Below are 18,652 nucleotides of genomic sequence, written 5' to 3'. Positions count from 1 at the left end.
GAAATACTTTAAAGGCGTATTTAAAACTTTTGCAAAAACATATAACCTACTTAACAGTCCACACTAATATCTAAAGCTTACCCTAATTCTTTTTGTCTAATACCTACAGCAAGACATCATTCTTTTAAACGTTCACTTGCTAGTTTGTCCGGATGTGTTATTGACTCATTCATTTTAACAATAAGCTTTAATTATAAAATTAATTATTAATAAAGTTTATTCAACTTTAAATATAGTATATATTACTTTATATTGAATCAAGCAACTTTATTAAAAGTTTAATATAATAATGCAAAACCCTTTAGTTATCAAGAATTGAGGCTAATAAATAATTAATGAAAAGTATAAAAACGATGAATAATAGAATAGTAGAATTACCAAATTGCGAGAATATAGTAGGAGAGGTTAGTTTTTTAGGAATTAAACCTTGAGTATAATTTATTTCATTTAGATTTAGTTTGTTGATTGTTCTACCAAAAGGATCTACTATAGCTGAAATACCGTTATTGGCTACTCTAATCATAGGTAAACCGCTCTCTACGGCTCTATTTCTACTAATATGAAAATGCTGATATGGACCGCTTGATTTACCATACCACGCATCATTTGTAATATTAATTATTACATCTGCTATTTCATTATTCGTCCGTACAAAATCAGGAAAAATAGATTCATAACAAATTAAAGGTTTAATTTTAAGATTATATTTTTCAAGATAAACAAACCCTCCGTCTCCTTCTTTATAATCAATTAAACCGTGAGTTAGTTTTTTAAACGGTAGTATCTTTTTAAGAGGCATATACTCACCGAAAGGTACTAAATGTGATTTATGATATTCAAATAATTTATGATCATTTTTATCAAGAGCATACATAGCTGAGTAAAGTTCAAACTCATCACCTTGTTTTTTATTATCCGAGATCCCTCCTGTTATCAAAATAGCATTTGTAGCATTTAGCATTTTTAATAATTCTGATTTAACTTGCGGTATATCATCAGGTACTACTAATGCTGCTTCAGACCAAATAATTAAATCGGTTGGTTCGGCATTTTCCGATAAATTAATATGTAGCATTAAATTATGCCAAAATTCTTCTTCATTCCATTTTTCGGTTTGAGGTATTGAAGGCTGTACTAATCTTACTTTTAAATCAGTGAAATTTGTAGGGTTATTACTTAGCCTTACTGCTCCATGAATGACTATTATGGTTAATATTATGACTGAACTAGATACTAATATTTTTAACTGCGTAAATTGCTTGCTAAATAAAGGATAAGCTGATGTAGAAATATATATAACTATAAAACTAAGTCCATATATCCCTATTATACTTAAAGGTTGTATTAAAATATCTGAAAACGAGAAAGCATAGCCGATCAAATTCCAAGGAAGACCGGTAAAAATCCATGAACGTATCCACTCGAATAATACCCAACATAAACAGAATATAAATTGGTAATATTTATTATTTTTAGCAAAAAAACTAAGCATGCAGCTTGCCGATATAAAGAAAGCTAAAACTATAGGTAGCCCAAATAACGCAAAAGGAATTGCCCACCAAAAATCCGCAATATAAACGCTAACACCGATACTTACCCAATATATTCCACTTAAAAAATGCCCAAAACCGAATACATAACCAAATTTTACGGCTTCTTTCCAATTTTTGGATTTTTGAACTATATAACATAAGTAAGATAACGTTAATAATGCCGGTATAAAGAAAGTCGGAGCAAACACTAAACCGCTTAACATCCCTAACAGTAAACATATGATTTTAGATTTATACATTTTTATCGATTGTATAATATTTGTTTACAAAATAATACATCATGCTATCATTTCAGCAAGTTTTAATATAATGAGTAAATAAATGACTACAGGATTACTACAAGGAAAAAAAGGCTTAATTACAGGCATTGCAAATAATATGTCAATATCGTGGGCGATTGCACAGCTTACTAAAAAACACGGAGCAGAGCTGTGGTTTACGTACCAATCGGAAGTACTAGAAAAACGAGTTAAACCACTCGCTGAGGAAATAGGTTGTAATTTTGTTAGCGAACTTGATGTTACGAATCCAAAATCAATTAGTAATTTATTTGATGATATAAAAGCAAAATGGTATAGCTTCGATTTCTTACTGCACGGTATGGCTTTTGCCGATAAAAATGAATTAAAAGGACGTTATGTTGATACTAGCTTAGAAAATTTTCATAATTCTTTACATATATCATGTTACTCTCTTTTAGAACTCTCACGGTCTGCAGAAGCCTTAATGCATGACGGCGGAAGCATTGTGACGTTAACCTACTACGGTGCTGAAAAAGTTATACCTAATTATAATGTAATGGGGATTTCTAAAGCTGCACTTGAGGCTAGTGTAAAATATCTAGCAAACGACTTGGGAAAAAATAATATTAGAGTAAATGCTATTTCGGCAGGACCTATCAAAACTCTAGCATCTAGTGCAATAGGTGATTTTAGTACTATGCTTAAATCTCACGCTACAAACGCACCGTTAAAACGTAATACTACCCAAGAAGATGTAGGAGGAGCAGCAGTATATTTATTTAGTAATTTATCTCAAGGTGTTACCGGTGAAATTCATTATGTAGATTGCGGTTACAATATTATGGGAAGTCATAAATTATAAATTATCATTGCATATATCATTAAACGCGTTCGATGTCATACCAGCGTGGCGTTGTTGCATGGACCGGTAAAGGTTCTTTATGTCATTCTTAGCTAAAAGCGGGAATCAAAAAAAAGTATAAACACAGAAAATTTTTGAAATTAAAATCTCGCTTTATGCTGGATTCCTGCTTTCGCAGGCATGACATCACAATCCATGAGCTCTTTTTTTGAGATGTTCCGGTTTTGCAGGAACAGGCAGTTTTTTGGATTCTGCATGAACCTTTTTCACTTCTGACGTCAATACAGGATTATTTAATCTATTTAACTCTTTTGAGATTTGTTTTAACTGTGCCTGTACTTCTCCATTTAAATGAGTATGAGAATTTTTAATTTCACTATTAATTACTCTTCCTATTTTCTCAAGATTTTCTTTAGAAATAGAATATGATTTTATACCTATATAATTAGCAATCTTTGACCACCAGGTTTGCCTTTTATCTAATTCTTGATATATTATATCTACTAAATCATTTTTTTTAAATGTTAAGATATAATCAGAAGCTCCTTCTAATGATTTAGATAAATGCCTTTTTATGTCTTTTCGTTTCTTATACTCGATACTTACTTTTTTGTCTTTCTCAAGTTTTGTTATTGCTTTTTCAATGATTGAAGATATCTTAGTTTCTTTTTCTTCATTTGTTTTATTGTCTAAATTTTCTTTGGTATTTAAATTTATATTAGTTCCTATTTTAGCATCTACTAATTGTTTAACATACTTACCGTTAGGATCTTGTATTTCTCGCTCTATCTCAGCAGCTTTTAAACCTAATTTTATATATATCTCTGATTCTCGAAAAAGTGGAGCATATAATAAAAAATTAATACTTTGAGCTATTCTACTATCTATCAAATCTTTAGAATTTCTTTTATGATAAAATTTCTCTTGTAAAACACGATAGTGATCTAATATTTCATGTGTTATATCTTTTACATCAAGAGATTGTAATTCTCCTTTATCATTAAATTTTGCTTCCATGCCTGAGCGTTTTGCTTCCAATAATAATATTTCTTGAAAAACTTTATTATTAGAAGTACGACAAACAAAATTAGGATCATTATCCGGCATTAATTCATTTGCATTTTCCATTATTGCTTGATTGAGCTTATGTAATTGCTCCTTATTAAGCTTTTTATCTAAAACACTTATAAAAGCTTCCCTCTGTTTTTGCTTACTTGCAGTCCTAAAAGCCTCCTGCATCTTTTGCAAAACATCAAAATTAAAATTTTCGTTACCTATTTCTTTGATAACTAAATTTGCTAAATTTTTTGTTTCAGTACTCATTGTTGTTTTTTTATTTTTTGTAGCCATATTTAATATTAATCTCGCTTAGAATTATTTAAATATAAATGACAGATTAAATTAATTGCTAGAGATTTTTACTATATTTATAATCAAAACTTTAAAGCAGTATCTAGCAAGTCATACTGGACTTTTGCTCTCTCCTAGAATTTCTATTGATACTATCTCACAATCTGGTTGAGTGTGAGTGACTAGCTCTAATATATTTGAAGATGTTAAATTGCTAATATAAACACCGTTTTTATCATTTAAAACATGCTGAACCACGGATAATTTAAAATCATCAGAAGTTCCATATAACGACATTTTTTCTTCAAATAATTTTTTAAATACCTCTAATTCAAGTAATTCTTCACTTACACCACTTTCTCTAATATATTCACTCACAAGTAAAAACATTATGCTTTGTGCTAAGCTATTTTTAATATAAAATTCTTTTAAGCATTGCATAAAATTTTCAAAAAAACTTACTTCTTCAATTAATTCTTCAAAAGGAATTTGACAATCAGGGAACAATTCATGATATAATTTTTTCTGCAATTCCTCTTTTTTAATGAGTTCTTCAAAAGGAATTTGACAATCAGGGAACAATTCATGATATAATTTTTTCTGCAATTCCTCTTTTTCAAAATTTTTCAAATAAAAATTATCTACTAATAACTTGTAAAGTTCAAGTAGCTTGCTAGGAAAGTTAATTTTTAACGTTCCTTTTCTATCAACTTCTACAGAAAAATTGTTTCCTTTTGCTTCCAATAATAATATTTCTTGAAAAACTTTATTATTAGAAGTACGACAAACGAAATTAGGATCATCATCCGGCATTAATTCATTTGCATTTTCCATTATTGCTTGACTGAGTTTATGTAATTGCTCTTGATTAAGCTCTTTATCTAAAAAACTTATAAAAGCTTTTCTTTGTTTTTGCTTACTTGCAATGCTAAAAGCCTGCTGCATCTTTTGTAAAATCCCCAAATCAAAATTTTTGTTATCTATTGCTTGGATAACCAAATTTACTAAACTACGTGATGCTTCATCACATAATTCTTCTCTTTCTAAGTTTATTTTACCTAACCCGGAACAAACATTTAATCCTAATTCTTTCTTTTGAGCGAATCTAGGATATTGTCCTTCAATTTCTACAGGGTTACTAATACAAGCGAGCATCATTTCTTTTAGCTTCATATAATTTATTCCTTAAATTAACAAGACGTATTATATTTAGTTAAAAAATATTAACAAGAACTTTATAAAAGATTAATATAAATTAATTTGTGTTAAGAGGGTGATGCAATAATGCTTTTTTTAGATGATGAGTTTGAAGATGAGTATATATTTGGGTCGTTGATATATCAGAATGGCCGAGTAGATCTTGAATTACTCTTAAGTCTGCTCCGCCCTCAAGTAAATGACTTGCAAAGCTGTGGCGTAATATATGAGGAGAAACATGTTCAGGGTTAAGATTGGCATAAAGAGCAGCAGATTTTAACAGAATTGCAAAATTTTGCCTAGTCATATAACCTGTTAAAGCTGATGAGGGAAATAAATAAATTAGATTTTTTGGTTTAGCTTTATTCACAAAAATATCTCTAATTGCAAGATATTTGGCAATAGAGATAACTGCCTGTTCATTTATTACTATGACTCTTTCCTTATTACCTTTACCAAGTACCGAAAATATTTTTCTTACTTCTCCTTTAGATGTTTTATTAGTCAGAATATCGCTAAGTTTAAGACTCACAAGCTCCGAGACTCTAAGGCCACTAGCATAAAGCAAATGAATCATCGCATTAAGCCTTATACCTTCAGGAGAATTATCTTGCGAGCAATATTCAAGTAGCGATTTAATCTGATCTATAGACAGTATTTCAGGAAGTTTATTTTGGTATTTCGGTAAATCTACGTTAAGAACCGGATTAAAGGTAGTATGATTTTCGCTAATTAAAAATTCATAGTAGTTTTTTACAGTTGAGATTTTTCTGTTGATTGAGCGTGCTTGTAAATCATTATTTGCTAGATACTCAATCCAATCTCTAACATTTGCTGTGGTAATATTTAATGCGGATAATCTTTGTTTAGCAAGATAGTTTTGAAAATCGCATAGGTCACGCTTATAGCTAAGTATAGAATTTTTTGATAATGCTCGCTCGGCTAAGAGCATTTCTAGGAATTGCGAAATAAATTCCATAAGATTTTTTAATTTCTATAATGGAGGCCAGGGTCGGAATCGAACCGACGAATAGAGGATTTGCAGTCCACGGCATTACCACTTTGCTACCCAGCCTAGGTATCGTCATTGCTAGGAGATGCAAAGCATTGACATGGCAATCTCAGGAGTTTGTTATTATTTCATAAGATTGCCACGCTCCCTACGGTCGCTCGCAATGACACTTTCAAAACACGGTAATACTATACCAACATTCATCCAAAAAAGCAACTATTTTTATATAAAACTCCTAATCCTTGCAGGCTATTTAAATGATTTATCCTTCATCAAATTCACGAACTGGCTAACGGAATCCACTATATCGTCATTTTTAATATGAGAAAATTCAGTAATTCCTTTAAAATTATGCTTAATTATTTTGGTATTAGAACACTAGCTGATTGAAATAAAGGAACTACCGATGCGAATCTTGTAACTTTATCGAGCCTTAGCTTAATCCTAATCACTCTAATATTCTCATCTCAACCCTATATCTTGAATCAATTGTTGACCGCTTGGTTTATCCTCGATTAATATAAATCTTGTCTGAGATTCTCTAGCTAATTTTTACGTTATATTTTTAAGCTCAGGATAATTAATTTTTTCCGTACTCATGATACTAGATAATATTTCTGCTCAAAAATCCCAAATATAGTACAAACACTATAATCAGAATCTTCAGAAATTTTAATTGCCGTATCCCACCTTTGCATAAAATAATCAAACTTCTCAAGTAGAGTGGCATAAAAGCTAATATCCTCCATATTCAGCAAAGATGTCACTAGCTATAGATTCTTGTAAATATTGAGCATTATTAATTATAGATACCTATTTCCTGCTCTAACACTTTGCTAAGTAATCATGAGGTTCTGTATAGCTATCTAAAATCTCACCGCTAAGATATTGATATTCTTTATTCATTTATTCATTAATTTAAAGGAGTAATCTTGAATGCTAATAGCTGGAATTTTCAAATGATGACATGAATTGCTACTACTAAGTAGATAACCGGATAAATCATCTGAAGAAGCTGTATAACTAGAACTATCGCTGCCTTATTACGATTATTTAGTCTACTAACAAAAGTTTTCTCAAATCAATCTATAACTTGCTTACTTATTTTATAAAAATGAATTTGTATATGATTATGAGGATCATCGATAATTAATATATCACCGCCATCACCTGTTGCCAATCCTCCAACCGATGTTGCAAATCTAAAGCCGCTAGCTGTCGTTAAAAATTTACTTTTGTGATTATGGGTTTTACTAAGGATAGTATCTGGAAAAAGTTCCTTATAACAATCTGCATTTAAAATAAATCGGCAATCTAGTGAATGTTTAATGCTCAGTATTTGAGAATAGCTGGCAGTAATAATCCTTTTGGTGGGTTAACACCAAATCGATAAGCAGGCCAAGCAACACTAACACAAATAGATTTTAAGCTCCTGGGCGGTATATTGATTATTAAACGATTAATATCACAGCTTTGCACGGCATTTAAATAATCGGTAATTATTCTTATATGTTTACTTGGGTAATACTCTGCTCCCTGATTAATAGTGTTAAATACCTTAATGATAAAGCTATGAAAATCCTGCCGTAAAATAGAATTTAAGAATTCTTTAGAGTGGAGCATATAATAGTGTCATATTATAATGTACTGTCACCCTGTGGCTTGACCACGTGGGCCATAAAAATAATAATTAAAAAAGCCTGGATACAGTGGTCAAGCCACGGTATGACATATATCACAAATTATCATTGCGATTAATCCCCTATAGTATATAATTTTAAAAATAATATGTTTATTTATGAAGTTACTACGAATTGTTTTTATCGCGATCATATGTGCTTACTCTTCTGTATTTGCAGAAAATTTAGAGTCGGTTACTACAACTGAAGATATTGAAAATGATGTATTTATCCCTCTTGATGAAAATCATCCTATTCTAAATCCAAACGATAATATTAATGATAGTTCTGAATTTAAGAATTATACAAATGGTAAAATTATTGCATTAAATAAAATTACCGCTACTTCTGAAGAAATTAATTTTAAAGTCGGGGAAGAGAAATATTTCGGTAATATAAAAATCAAATTGCATAAATGTATAAAAAACCTTGATCCGTATAATGAAGATAATTATTTGTTGATGACCATAACGGAATATACAATAGACGAAGATCCTAATTTACTCTTTCAAGGATGGATGACTTCTTCAAGCATTTCACTTTCAACATTTGAACACCCAATCTACGAAATTTTTGTGAAAGATTGTTTTGAATTGAAATGATAAATTATTTAACTGCAACTTTAATATTCCTAATTCCAAGCCTTGGAATGGTAGCAGGCTTATCGGTTGCAGCTACTGTTACAATTTTTTTGTTAATGTTATTTCTGCGAGGTATTAATAGTCATTACGAGCAACTAAAAGGAGCGTGGCCACCTCATAAAGCAGGTCTCCTGAGATTGCTGCGTCAAAGCTTACAGTTTTTCCTTGCAATGACGATAAAAACCGAACTATTATTCGTCGCTTGGTGCTTTATATCTTGTTTATTCGGCATTCATCCTATTAATAGCCTAGTTACTTTTGCTCAAGTTTTCATACTTTTATTTCTTGGATTTATAGTTAGTCATTCTGCTCCTTTCAGGAATCGCTTGCAGTTCAAAAAAGCTTTAATACTCGGAATTCTCACGGCAATATTATTATTCTTCATTGAATATTCTTCTCATGGTTTTTTAACAAGAATGTCCAAAACTAGTTTTGGCTTATATATGCTAGATCGAGGCTGTGCTTTACTTTCAATTACTTCTTGGGTAGCGATTATCATTTTACTCTCTAGCTGTAAAAGAAGAAACGCATTAATGCTATATATATTAGTGCTTTATTTATTAAGTATTTCCGATAGTTTAGCAAGTTTTGTAGGCTTTAGTATAAGCGGAGTAATATTTATTTTAGCAAGAGTTATAAAGCCGATATTTTTCAAATTAATTGCAATAAGTTTAATTACCGGCACGTTACTATTTCCAGTTATAGCTAAACAAATAGAACCACAAGATTTATCTAAAAAATATTTAGCTACACAACCTTCCGCTGCTCATCGTTTATTTATTTGGCATTTTGTTGCAAATAAAATCATCGAAAAACCGATTTTAGGCTATGGCTTTGCTTCTTCTAAACATATCAAAGTCAATAATAGTGCAATGATCAACCACAATGGAGAAAAATGGCATCCTTTGCCTCTACACCCTCATAATAATATATTACAAATTACTCTTGAACTCGGTACAATAGGTTTAATATTATTTTTATGCTTAGTTTATAAATATCTCAAACAAATTAGTAATATCGAAAATAATAATTTCAAAGCAATTTCCTATGCATGTTTTATAAATTACTATATTATCGGTATGATTTCATATAATATTTGGCAAATATGGTGGATATCAAGCGGTATTTTGGTACCAGTTTTAATGAAGTTACTAGTTAAACCTGATATTGTCGTTGATAATTGATGCTATTTGGTATACATATAGAAGTAAATGTTTTATGTCATTCCAGCGGCGCAGGCGGGAATGACATAAACAGCACTTATACTCATACAATACAAACATATGCTACAAAACTCAGAACTTTTACAAGAATATCTACCGATTGCTGTATTTTTCGGTATTGCGGTATTGGTTTCCGGCTTAATAATGATTCTACCTAATCTATTATCGACAAAGCACTATAATAAAGATAAGCTAGAGCCTTATGAGTGTGGTTTTAAACCTTTTAGTGATGCAAGGTCAAAATTTGACATACGCTTTTACTTAGTTGCCATTTTATTTATCATATTTGACATTGAAATTGCATTTTTAGTGCCTTGGGCTATTAGCCTTAATATGATAGGTAAAATAGGCTTTTTCTCAATGATATTTTTCTTATTCGTACTTACTATCGGATTCATATATGAATGGAAGAAAGGAGCTTTAGACTGGTAATTATGCAACACAGTTTTTATCAAGAAGATGAATTATTAAATAATGAGATTTCTAATAGAGGGTTCTTACTCACTAAAATTGACGACATTATAGGCTGGGCAAGAGCTCATTCCTTATGGCCTATGACTTTTGGGCTTGCTTGTTGCGCTGTTGAGATGATGCAGGCAGCATCAAGTAGGTATGATATGGATCGCTTCGGTATGTTATTTAGACCAAGTCCAAGACAGTCCGACCTTATGATAGTTGCAGGAACACTTACTAACAAAATGGCACCGGCTCTACGTAAAGTATATGATCAGATGGCTGTACCTAAATGGGTACTTTCAATGGGTAGCTGTGCTAATGGTGGCGGCTATTATCATTTCTCCTATTCGGTAGTGCGTGGCTGTGATAGAATCGTACCTGTTGACGTATATGTCCCTGGCTGCCCTCCTACCGCTGAAGCATTAATTTACGGACTTATGCAATTACAGAAAAAAATTAAACGCACTACAGGTTTTAAGTATGACGCTAGACAAATTCATTGAAAAACTTGCAGATAAATCTAGCATTTTAATAACTCCGGTCATGGTTAAAGATTACCTAGCTTATAAAGTCGAGCTTAATTTTTTATTACCATTTTTAAAAGCTTTAAAAGAATCGGCAGAATTACGTTTTACCGTACTGACTGATTTATTTGGAGCTGATTTTCCTAAAAGAGATAAAAGATTTGAAGTAGTTTACAACTTATTAAGCTTAAAATTAAATAAGCGTCTTATAATAAAAGTATATATATCTGAAGAAGAAACTATACCTTCGGCAATGAATATATTTAGTACAGCTTGTTGGTATGAGCGTGAAGTTTACGATATGTACGGGGTAAATTTCGATGGCAATGACGATAAAAGACGGATACTAACTGATTATGAATTTGATGGACATCCATTACGTAAAGATTTCCCGTTAACAGGTTATACACAAGTTAAATATGATGAGCAGCTAAAGCAAGTAGCTTATGAGCCGGTTAATTGCGATATAGAATATCGTGAGTTTGATTTTAGCTCTCACTGGCATAGCCAGACTTACGTATTACCGGGGGATGAGAAGGCAGCCTATGTTATTCCCAAGAAAACGGAAGCTCAAAAATAGCATGACATCAAAACTGTCATTGCGAGGAGGGACATAGTCCCGACGCGGCAACCCAGGAAAAATTATGAAGCAACTGGCTGTATGTATATTGCTAATAAACGAAATGGTACTATTGACGTAGGAGTAACTTCTAATATTATCAAACGTATATATGAACACAAAAATAATACAACTAATGGGGTCAGTAAAAATACAATTGTATAATGCTAGTATTTTATGAAATCCATGAAACTATGGATTCTGCAATAACTAGAGAAAAACAAATTAAATCAGACTCAAGAGCAACAAAGCTTAATTTAATTGAGCAAATGAATGTAAATTGGAAAGACTTATATAATGAAATTATTTAACTGGATTGCCGCGTAGCTTCGCTCTTCGCAATGACGGTTTGGGTCTCCGTGTAACAACACCTACTGCTTCTCTCAATGATGGATACTATGACTAACAACACAAAAACTATAACTCTAAATCTTGGTCCGCAGCATCCGGCAACTCATGGAGTTTTAAGGTTAATTCTTGAGATGGATGGGGAAATAGTAAACAACGCCGATCCTCATATTGGGTTACTACATCGTGGTACGGAAAAGCTTATTGAGCATAAAACATATTTGCAGGCTATACCATATTTTGATCGCCTTGATTATGTTTCACCAATGTGCCAAGAACATGCGTTTGCTTTGGCAGTTGAGTCGTTATTAGAATGCGAAGTCCCACGAAGAGCTCAGTTTATTAGGGTACTATTCTCAGAACTAACAAGAATTTTGAACCATACTTTGAATATTGGCAGCCAAGCTTTAGATATCGGTGCTACTACTCCTTTATTATGGCTTTTTGAAGAGCGAGAAAAGATTATGGAATTTTACGAGCGTGTTTCCGGCTCTCGTATGCATTCAAACTACTTTAGACCTGGGGGCGTTGCAGAAGATTTACCTGACGGTTTACTTGAAGATATAGATAAGTTTATAGATCAGTTTCCTCCTAAACTTCATGATATTGAAAGTCTATTAAATGAAAATAGATTATGGAAACAGCGGCTAGTAGATATCGGCGTTGTATCTCAAAAAGAGGCGATGGATTGGGGGTTTTCAGGACCGATGCTTAGAGGCTCGGGCATAGCTTGGGATTTACGCAAGTCAAACCCTTATGACGTTTACGATGAAATGGAATTTGAAGTACCAATCGGCAAAAACGGTGATTGTTACGACAGATATTTCGTGCGTATGCTTGAAATGTATGAATCTATTAAGATAATCAAGCAATGTATAGAGAAAATGCCGAAAGGTGCAGTTAAAACCAATGATCCTAAATTAACACCGCCGACAAGAGCCAAAATGAAAGAATCTATGGAAGCGATGATTCATCATTTTAAGCTCTATACGGCAGGATATGACGTCCCAGCCGGTGAGACTTATAAAGCAGTAGAAGCTCCTAAAGGCGAGTTTGGTGTATATTTATACTCGCAAGGAGTTAATATACCTTATAGATGTCGTATTAAATCACCCGGCTTTGCTCATTTGCAAGGACTAGATTTTATGTCTAAAGGTCATTTAATGGCAGATGTTATTACTATTATAGCTACGCTTGATATAGTATTTGGTGAGATAGATAGGTAGACTCGTTTACTACACTATTCATAATATTAGGAGTATATGAATACAAAAATTACAAATTTTACATTTGATAAGAAAAATTTAAATCTAGCAGAAGATATTATAAAAAAATATCCACCAGAAGGTAAAAGAAGTGCTATATTACCACTGCTTGATTTAGCACAACGTCAAAATGGAGGTTGGCTACCAGTGCCTGCTATCGAATATGTCGCAAATATGCTAGAAATGCCTTATATGCGCGCTTATGAAGTTGCAACTTTTTATACTATGTTTAACTTAAAGCGAGTTGGTAAATATCATATTCACGTATGTACTACTACCCCTTGCTGGCTACGCGGTAGTGATGATATAATGAAAATTTGTAAAAAGAAATTAGGTATAAAACTCAAAGAAACCACGGAAGATCAAAAATTTACTTTAAGCGAGATAGAGTGTTTAGGAGCATGCGTTAACGCTCCGGTCTTACAAATCAATGACGATTATTATGAAGATCTGACTCCAGAAAAAATGGAAAAACTAATAGATAGGTTGCAAAATGAGTAAAATACTTTTATTAATAGTTAAGTTTTATCAATATTTCATTTCCCCGCTACTTGGCAATAATTGCCGATTTCACCCATCCTGTTCTGAATATGCCAAAGAAGCTATAACAATATACGGCAGCACAAAAGGCTTGTGGATTACCTTTAAAAGAATCATCAAATGCCAACCGTTTTGCAACGGTGGATATGATAATGTTCCAATCTCTATAAAAAATTATAAATCACTAAATAAAAAAATATAAATTATGTTTATTGTAAATCTTAAGTATAACAAAAATATTGATCAATGAAGGTGCATACGTTCCTTCCGTTGGGAAATTTATTACGGCACATAGAAAATTTTAGATATATGTTATGACAAAGGAGATTTTATTTTATCAGGTCCTATATTCCAAGAATTGGCGATATTATTTTAGCTAATATAGAAAAACTAAGTCAACTTAAGATATATTACGAGAAGATCCTTTTTATATAAATAATATAGCTGAATATGAAATTACTAACTTCACTACTACAAAATGACATAGACACTTAAATATTTTTTTCAAAAACATGAATAAATTAATCCAATGACCTCATGAGTTGTTTACAAGAGATGCTAACTTAGTAAAGGTAAAGTCTTGTATTTTCAAGATAAAACAGCCATCATTACAGACACTGAAAGTTATATATGGCAGGATGATCCTGTTTGCCATGCACCACGAGGACGAGCCACAAGAACAGATTTAATGTTTGGTCCTGCCAGATTTAGCTATGTCTATTTAATTTACTGAATGTATTATTGTTTAAATTTCGTAACCGAGACTGAGTGTTTCCATGCTGCAACATTAATAAGAGGTGTACATGTTATTTCACATAATGATTTATATACCGCAGATACTTCAAAAGTTGGAAGTCAAATAAACGGTGAGCCTGCACAGCGTATAATAATACGTGAGCACAGGCGAATCCCGCAATTTGATGTACCAAATCTTGAAGTATCAAAGGTATATCTCAACGGTCCGGGTAAATTATGCAAATATCTTGGAATTAATATCTCTCATAATAAATGCGATCTTATCAATAATAACGAATTTTTTGTCAGCGATATCGGTTTAAAACTCCCCTACTCTACTACTACCCGTATCGGTATTACCAGGCACGGATAAATTATGGCGTTATGTTGTTACAGATATCACTAATTTAATCTCTCAATATAATTGTATAGCCTTAATAAGGTAATATTGATTAAAGCATTGATGATGAAGTGATACAAACTAAACTAACCGAAATCTTATGTAAATAAAGCTTGGTGCCAAGCATACAGACAAAAATTAAATTAATACCGGTCATTATACATACAACTATCCAATATTGAATATTTAAGGCAAAATAGGACATTTTAATCCTGTTATACCTTACGGTATAAAGCTCTTTTATATACTCAATTATTTCCTGCTTAGTAAATAGTGCATTTGCTCGCTTGTTTTATAAGATTGTAGTTGCTTATTAATATCTTAGAGGAAAATAAGAGCTTCATGAACGATTTTCTTGCCATCTTTCATTAATTGCCATTCACGTGCATTACATCTTTGATATAATTTTTAATATCTAGATAAATTGCATGTCTTATTTCATATGGAAACCAACCTACATTATCTGCAATCCTCATCAACACTATAGATTCTGCTGCCACCACTTCTTGTACTTTATTTAAATTACCGAGTAAATAAATTAATACAAAACCGTTTGATACCGCATACATACTACCGACTACACCCAAAACCGCCAAGACTTCCAAGCTCTTCTTGTTGAAAATTATTAGGAATAAGTATAAACATCCAGCACAAAAACTCATCAAAACAATATTTATTATGATGAATAAAACAATATTAGGAACAGTGTAGATAACGTCAATTATGATTAAGCGTAATTTTTACATTATGCCATTCCCACGAGAGACCTGCTTGCGTGTATCAGTTTTTTCGTCATTGCAAGAAAAGTTATGAAATAATTATACGTACGAAATATCAGGAGTTTGTTATTATCTCATAAGATTGCTACGCAGCATACAGCTGCTCGCAAAGCATTGTTGCGTGGGTACTGAAGGTCGTAATTGCAAGAAAAAACTGTAAGTTTTAACGAAGCAAGCCAGTTAAAAATTCTGATTTAAAGAATTTTTTTAATTATTTTCTAGATTGCCACGTTGCGTCGCTCTTCGCAATGACGACATTCAGTATCAACGTGGGCAATACCTGCCCGCAATGACGACTTGGTATTCACGCAGGCAATGCCTTACAAGCTATACTTCCGTCTCTTCTAAGACCACCGTAGAATCAGCAAGCTTAGTAATTTTTTCAATTTTTAACCGAGCTTCTTTTAGTTTTTTCTCACAATGATTCTTAAGTAAAATACCTCTTTCAAAGCTATTAACTGCCATCTCTAGACTCTCTTGTCCGTTATCTATTTTTTTCACAATTTCTTCAAGCTCTTTTAAAGCTGATTCAAAGCTAATATTTTCTTCTAAAGTTTTAGTATTAGTCATTTATTTTTATTTTTTAATGGTTATCTGTAGTGGTGTTGTCAGTTATTTGTGGTATAAGCAATTTTTTTATCTCACTACTATCAAAAGTTGTCTTAGGAGCAAAAATACTCCCTTGCATTTTTATATTAAGATGTGCCAAACTATCTTTATCGGAACTCGTATTTAAGGTATTTAACTTAACAAGCCTTGCCGGTACGTAAAATGATAAAATGCTAGATGCATCCATATCAAAATTATATATATTAACTGCAAGAGATGCCGCACCTCTACTATATTGTGTTGCAAATTTTACTTGCTTTAAAATGGCAATACCTTTTTGTAGTTCAACATCACCGCTTATACCTCTAACATTTTCTTGTCCTGTGGTTATAGCACTATTTATATCTTTATCTAAATTTTGTATCTTATAATCGGCTGTATTAATTTTTTCTATAAAAGAATCAATTGCAAAATTATTAATCTCTATATTGTTTATAGCAAATTGTGATTTTATAGTAAGGTTATATAGCTGGCTTTGAAGAGTGTTACCGTTAGTCCCTAAACTGCCGCTTACACTTACTTTTCCGCTACTTGCAGTAAATATTTTAGGCATAAGAGCCGAAACTTTATCCAAATCTATTGTATTTAAAGCATATACGAAATTTATAGAATAAGGTTCCAATAAAATATTGCCGCTACCTTGGAGCTTGCCGCCTAATAATTCTGCTTCAATATTATTAAATTGTAATAGATTATTATTATTTGCTACATAAAATTTAACATTTTTCAACATTAAATTATTCTGTGATAATGTTGATAATGTCCCATAAAATTGCAATATAGCTTTATCTAAACTATATTCATTTATTAATTTATTTCTTAAATTAAGCATTCCTGCCGGTGATAATAAATCAGTAGTAAGATTACCATCCTTAATTTCTACTGTCAAAGACGGTAATACACTCGAAGCATCCAAGTTCCAGCTAGTTGATAAATAGCTACCCGCAGTTTTAAAATCTAAATTACTAATTTTTATATTAGCTGGTACGATTTTAGCAAGCAAATTCATTTTGTCAAATACATGATCGTTATACTTAACACTATCTATCAAAATATCTAAATTCGCTAAATATCCTATTGTTCTAATAGGAATAAATTTACTTGGATAATCTAAAGTGTTCATATCTTTAGTTAAATTTTTTGTAAATTCGATAAGAGGCGAAATTATCGGATACGTCCTACTGCTTAAGTCAAGCGAAGATATATTAAGCGTAGCATCTAAACGAGGTGTTCGAGCAATCAATTTACTAGAGAAATTTCCCGATAAAGTTAAATGATCTGTTTTAAGTAATAAATTTTTAAAAAATAAATCTATTAAAGTGAGTTTTAAATCCGACGACAAGCTAAAAGGAATAGCTTCTTTAATAGTAACATCGTGAAATCCTAAAATATTCAGTAACGAATTTATATCATTGTGCTTTAAATATAGCTGTCCATCAAACATACTTCTAACGGCATTCTGTGTTACATTACCTGTAAGCTTAAATTCTCCACCTGACTTAATATTACCTGAAAGTTCATTGATCTTTAAAGTATCCTTTGATAAGCTAGAAGAAAAAACGATTTTTTCTAGTGCTTCATTACTACTTAAAATTATTTCGTTAATTGCTATGTCTGCTTTAAGTAATTTATCAGCAAAAATAAATCTAATATTTGAAGAAGAAGTATTAAATGTTACCTCTGCATTTGGAGAAATTAACGAACTTAGATCTATTTTAGGAAAATCTAATTTCACATTAGTAGTAATATTATCATTTTTAGCAACGTTAACAAATCCATTACCTGTAATAAAAGAGGAAGCTATTACTATGTCTTTTAGCTCTATTTCATCTTCATTATTTGAAATATTAAATTTAACGTTTACTCCCTCATTTTGATTAAATTTATTAAAAATATGGTTTAAATCTGGTAATATATTATACATTACCGATGCTAAATTTTTAATCTGATATTCACCGCTACCGCTAGTAAGCTTAAAATCTTTATAAATTTGCGATAGCTTAAAACCATAATCATTGTTATCAATATCAAGACTAAAATCCACTATATCATCACTTTTATTCATTGAAACTGAAATTTCACCCTATGTAGTTACTTGTAGTTTTAAGTATGTAATTAGATGATAAAGCATTTTCTTTTTTTAATATACAATTATTAAAATTTAAAATAGAATAATCTTGTTTATTAATAACACTTAGATTAGTAACATTTAGATTTATATTTTGTAATTTATATTTAAAGAAATTCTTTATTAACTCTTCGTTATTATAAATATTTAATACATTAGAATTAGAATAAAATTTAGCATCTAATATGTCTATTTTGTTAATTTTAGGATTAAATTTTATAAGCGACCACAACGAAAAATGCATTTTAATCTGCTCTAAATCTAATTCTCCTTCTTCCTTTATCGTCTCAATAATTAAATAGGGCAAAGGAAATTTATTCATCTTTATTTTGCCAATATTTGCTTTTGCAATTCCTAAATGACTGGTAAAATTATTAGTAACCGAATCATAGTTAACAAACGATAATGCACCCCAAATTATAAATAACAATAATGAGAAACAAATTGTGATGCCCGCAGCTATTTTTTTTATCATGTCTATAAAAAAGTT

The 18,652-nt window shown here is 31.3% G+C and carries 17 protein-coding genes, 1 tRNA gene and 2 pseudogenes; 11 read left to right on the top strand and 9 right to left on the bottom strand.

What is annotated here, in order from left to right; genetic code table 11:
- Positions 1-301 precede the first annotated feature (301 nt).
- Positions 302-1,792, bottom strand: a complete 1,491-nt coding sequence (lnt, locus tag A1C_RS02445) for an apolipoprotein N-acyltransferase (protein ID WP_012149474.1) — start codon at positions 1,790-1,792, stop codon at positions 302-304.
- An 82-nt stretch (positions 1,793-1,874) separates the two neighbouring features.
- Here lnt and fabI point away from each other — a divergent pair, with 82 nt between their 5' ends.
- On the top strand, positions 1,875-2,657 hold the full coding sequence (fabI, locus tag A1C_RS02440) for an enoyl-ACP reductase FabI (protein ID WP_012149473.1): 783 nt from the start codon (positions 1,875-1,877) through the stop codon (positions 2,655-2,657).
- Positions 2,658-2,843: 186 nt separating this feature from the next.
- On the opposite strand, the gene A1C_RS02435 is transcribed toward fabI, so the two are convergent.
- From A1C_RS02435 to A1C_RS08500, 5 genes are all read right to left on the bottom strand, one after another.
- Complete coding sequence (locus tag A1C_RS02435) at positions 2,844-4,007, bottom strand: DUF5410 domain-containing protein (protein ID WP_012149472.1); 1,164 nt, start codon at positions 4,005-4,007, stop codon at positions 2,844-2,846.
- Positions 4,008-4,118: 111 nt separating this feature from the next.
- Positions 4,119-5,180, bottom strand: a complete 1,062-nt coding sequence (locus tag A1C_RS02430; RefSeq protein WP_012149471.1) for a DUF5410 family protein — start codon at positions 5,178-5,180, stop codon at positions 4,119-4,121.
- A gap of 82 nt (positions 5,181-5,262) precedes the next feature.
- Complete coding sequence (locus tag A1C_RS02425) at positions 5,263-6,183, bottom strand: site-specific tyrosine recombinase XerD (protein WP_012149470.1); 921 nt, start codon at positions 6,181-6,183, stop codon at positions 5,263-5,265.
- A 21-nt stretch (positions 6,184-6,204) separates the two neighbouring features.
- Positions 6,205-6,279 (bottom strand) — tRNA-Cys (locus A1C_RS02420).
- A 1,269-nt stretch (positions 6,280-7,548) separates the two neighbouring features.
- The gene (locus A1C_RS08500; protein WP_012149467.1) at positions 7,549-7,839 is read right to left on the bottom strand and encodes a hypothetical protein; all 291 of its coding nucleotides are present in this window, start codon (positions 7,837-7,839) and stop codon (positions 7,549-7,551) included.
- A 175-nt stretch (positions 7,840-8,014) separates the two neighbouring features.
- Between A1C_RS08500 and A1C_RS02405 the strand changes: the two genes are divergently transcribed.
- The 10 genes and pseudogenes from A1C_RS02405 (at position 8,015) to A1C_RS02365 (ending at position 14,692) form a co-directional block, all read left to right on the top strand.
- Positions 8,015-8,497 (top strand): DUF2155 domain-containing protein, encoded by a 483-nt coding sequence (locus tag A1C_RS02405; RefSeq protein ID WP_012149466.1) that lies wholly within the window; start codon positions 8,015-8,017, stop codon positions 8,495-8,497.
- Positions 8,494-9,720 carry an O-antigen ligase family protein gene (locus tag A1C_RS02400; protein WP_012149465.1) on the top strand — a complete coding sequence of 409 codons (1,227 nt, stop codon included), beginning with the start codon at positions 8,494-8,496 and terminating at the stop codon, positions 9,718-9,720. The genes A1C_RS02405 and A1C_RS02400 overlap by 4 nt, the downstream gene beginning before the upstream one ends.
- A gap of 99 nt (positions 9,721-9,819) precedes the next feature.
- A complete protein-coding gene (locus tag A1C_RS02395) occupies positions 9,820-10,191 on the top strand; it encodes an NADH-quinone oxidoreductase subunit A (protein ID WP_012149464.1) in 372 nt (123 codons plus the stop codon).
- A 2-nt stretch (positions 10,192-10,193) separates the two neighbouring features.
- A complete protein-coding gene (locus A1C_RS02390) occupies positions 10,194-10,718 on the top strand; it encodes a NuoB/complex I 20 kDa subunit family protein (protein ID WP_012149463.1) in 525 nt (174 codons plus the stop codon).
- Positions 10,696-11,319 carry an NADH-quinone oxidoreductase subunit C gene (locus A1C_RS02385; protein ID WP_012149462.1) on the top strand — a complete coding sequence of 208 codons (624 nt, stop codon included), beginning with the start codon at positions 10,696-10,698 and terminating at the stop codon, positions 11,317-11,319. The genes A1C_RS02390 and A1C_RS02385 overlap by 23 nt, the downstream gene beginning before the upstream one ends.
- A 203-nt stretch (positions 11,320-11,522) precedes the next feature.
- Complete coding sequence (locus A1C_RS08495) at positions 11,523-11,669, top strand: GIY-YIG nuclease family protein (protein ID WP_012149460.1); 147 nt, start codon at positions 11,523-11,525, stop codon at positions 11,667-11,669.
- Positions 11,670-11,756: 87 nt separating this feature from the next.
- Positions 11,757-12,932, top strand: a complete 1,176-nt coding sequence (nuoD, locus tag A1C_RS02375; protein WP_041816829.1) for an NADH dehydrogenase (quinone) subunit D — start codon at positions 11,757-11,759, stop codon at positions 12,930-12,932.
- A gap of 36 nt (positions 12,933-12,968) precedes the next feature.
- Positions 12,969-13,472: an NADH-quinone oxidoreductase subunit NuoE gene (gene nuoE, locus A1C_RS02370; protein ID WP_012149458.1), complete on the top strand. Its 504-nt coding sequence runs from the start codon at positions 12,969-12,971 to the stop codon at positions 13,470-13,472.
- Positions 13,465-13,713: a membrane protein insertion efficiency factor YidD gene (gene yidD / locus A1C_RS06715; protein WP_012149457.1), complete on the top strand. Its 249-nt coding sequence runs from the start codon at positions 13,465-13,467 to the stop codon at positions 13,711-13,713. The genes nuoE and yidD overlap by 8 nt, the downstream gene beginning before the upstream one ends.
- A gap of 340 nt (positions 13,714-14,053) precedes the next feature.
- Positions 14,054-14,692: pseudogene (locus A1C_RS02365) on the top strand (DNA-3-methyladenine glycosylase).
- A gap of 322 nt (positions 14,693-15,014) precedes the next feature.
- Here A1C_RS02365 and A1C_RS08490 read toward each other — a convergent pair.
- The 3 genes and pseudogenes from A1C_RS08490 to A1C_RS02350 all read right to left on the bottom strand — a co-directional run bounded on the left by A1C_RS08490 (position 15,015) and on the right by A1C_RS02350 (position 18,637).
- Positions 15,015-15,242, bottom strand: a complete 228-nt coding sequence (locus A1C_RS08490; protein ID WP_232279069.1) for a hypothetical protein — start codon at positions 15,240-15,242, stop codon at positions 15,015-15,017.
- Positions 15,243-15,752: 510 nt separating this feature from the next.
- The gene (locus A1C_RS02355) at positions 15,753-15,995 is read right to left on the bottom strand and encodes an exodeoxyribonuclease VII small subunit (protein ID WP_012149454.1); all 243 of its coding nucleotides are present in this window, start codon (positions 15,993-15,995) and stop codon (positions 15,753-15,755) included.
- Between the two features lie 13 nt (positions 15,996-16,008).
- Positions 16,009-18,637: pseudogene (locus A1C_RS02350) on the bottom strand (exodeoxyribonuclease 7 small subunit).
- Between the last annotated feature and the right edge of the window lie 15 nt (positions 18,638-18,652).

This window comes from Rickettsia akari str. Hartford, assembly GCF_000018205.1.
GTDB classification, from domain to species: Bacteria; Pseudomonadota; Alphaproteobacteria; order Rickettsiales; family Rickettsiaceae; genus Rickettsia; species Rickettsia akari.
The sequence above is the reverse complement of the archived record's forward strand: the minus strand, read 5'-3'. Positions and strand labels throughout refer to the sequence as shown.

Coding starts and splice junctions, on each gene's coding strand:
- fabI (WP_012149473.1), top strand. CDS start 1,875: ATGACTACAGGATTACTACAAGGAAAAAAAGGCTTAATTACAGGCATT.
- A1C_RS02425 (WP_012149470.1), bottom strand. CDS start 6,183: ATGGAATTTATTTCGCAATTCCTAGAAATGCTCTTAGCCGAGCGAGCA.
- A1C_RS02395 (WP_012149464.1), top strand. CDS start 9,820: ATGCTACAAAACTCAGAACTTTTACAAGAATATCTACCGATTGCTGTA.
- A1C_RS02430 (WP_012149471.1), bottom strand. CDS start 5,180: ATGAAGCTAAAAGAAATGATGCTCGCTTGTATTAGTAACCCTGTAGAA.
- yidD (WP_012149457.1), top strand. CDS start 13,465: ATGAGTAAAATACTTTTATTAATAGTTAAGTTTTATCAATATTTCATT.
- A1C_RS02355 (WP_012149454.1), bottom strand. CDS start 15,995: ATGACTAATACTAAAACTTTAGAAGAAAATATTAGCTTTGAATCAGCT.
- A1C_RS02405 (WP_012149466.1), top strand. CDS start 8,015: ATGAAGTTACTACGAATTGTTTTTATCGCGATCATATGTGCTTACTCT.
- A1C_RS02435 (WP_012149472.1), bottom strand. CDS start 4,007: ATGGCTACAAAAAATAAAAAAACAACAATGAGTACTGAAACAAAAAAT.
- nuoD (WP_041816829.1), top strand. CDS start 11,757: ATGACTAACAACACAAAAACTATAACTCTAAATCTTGGTCCGCAGCAT.
- A1C_RS02385 (WP_012149462.1), top strand. CDS start 10,696: ATGACGCTAGACAAATTCATTGAAAAACTTGCAGATAAATCTAGCATT.
- A1C_RS02390 (WP_012149463.1), top strand. CDS start 10,194: ATGCAACACAGTTTTTATCAAGAAGATGAATTATTAAATAATGAGATT.
- A1C_RS08500 (WP_012149467.1), bottom strand. CDS start 7,839: ATGCTCCACTCTAAAGAATTCTTAAATTCTATTTTACGGCAGGATTTT.
- A1C_RS08495 (WP_012149460.1), top strand. CDS start 11,523: ATGCTAGTATTTTATGAAATCCATGAAACTATGGATTCTGCAATAACT.
- lnt (WP_012149474.1), bottom strand. CDS start 1,792: ATGTATAAATCTAAAATCATATGTTTACTGTTAGGGATGTTAAGCGGT.
- nuoE (WP_012149458.1), top strand. CDS start 12,969: ATGAATACAAAAATTACAAATTTTACATTTGATAAGAAAAATTTAAAT.
- A1C_RS02400 (WP_012149465.1), top strand. CDS start 8,494: ATGATAAATTATTTAACTGCAACTTTAATATTCCTAATTCCAAGCCTT.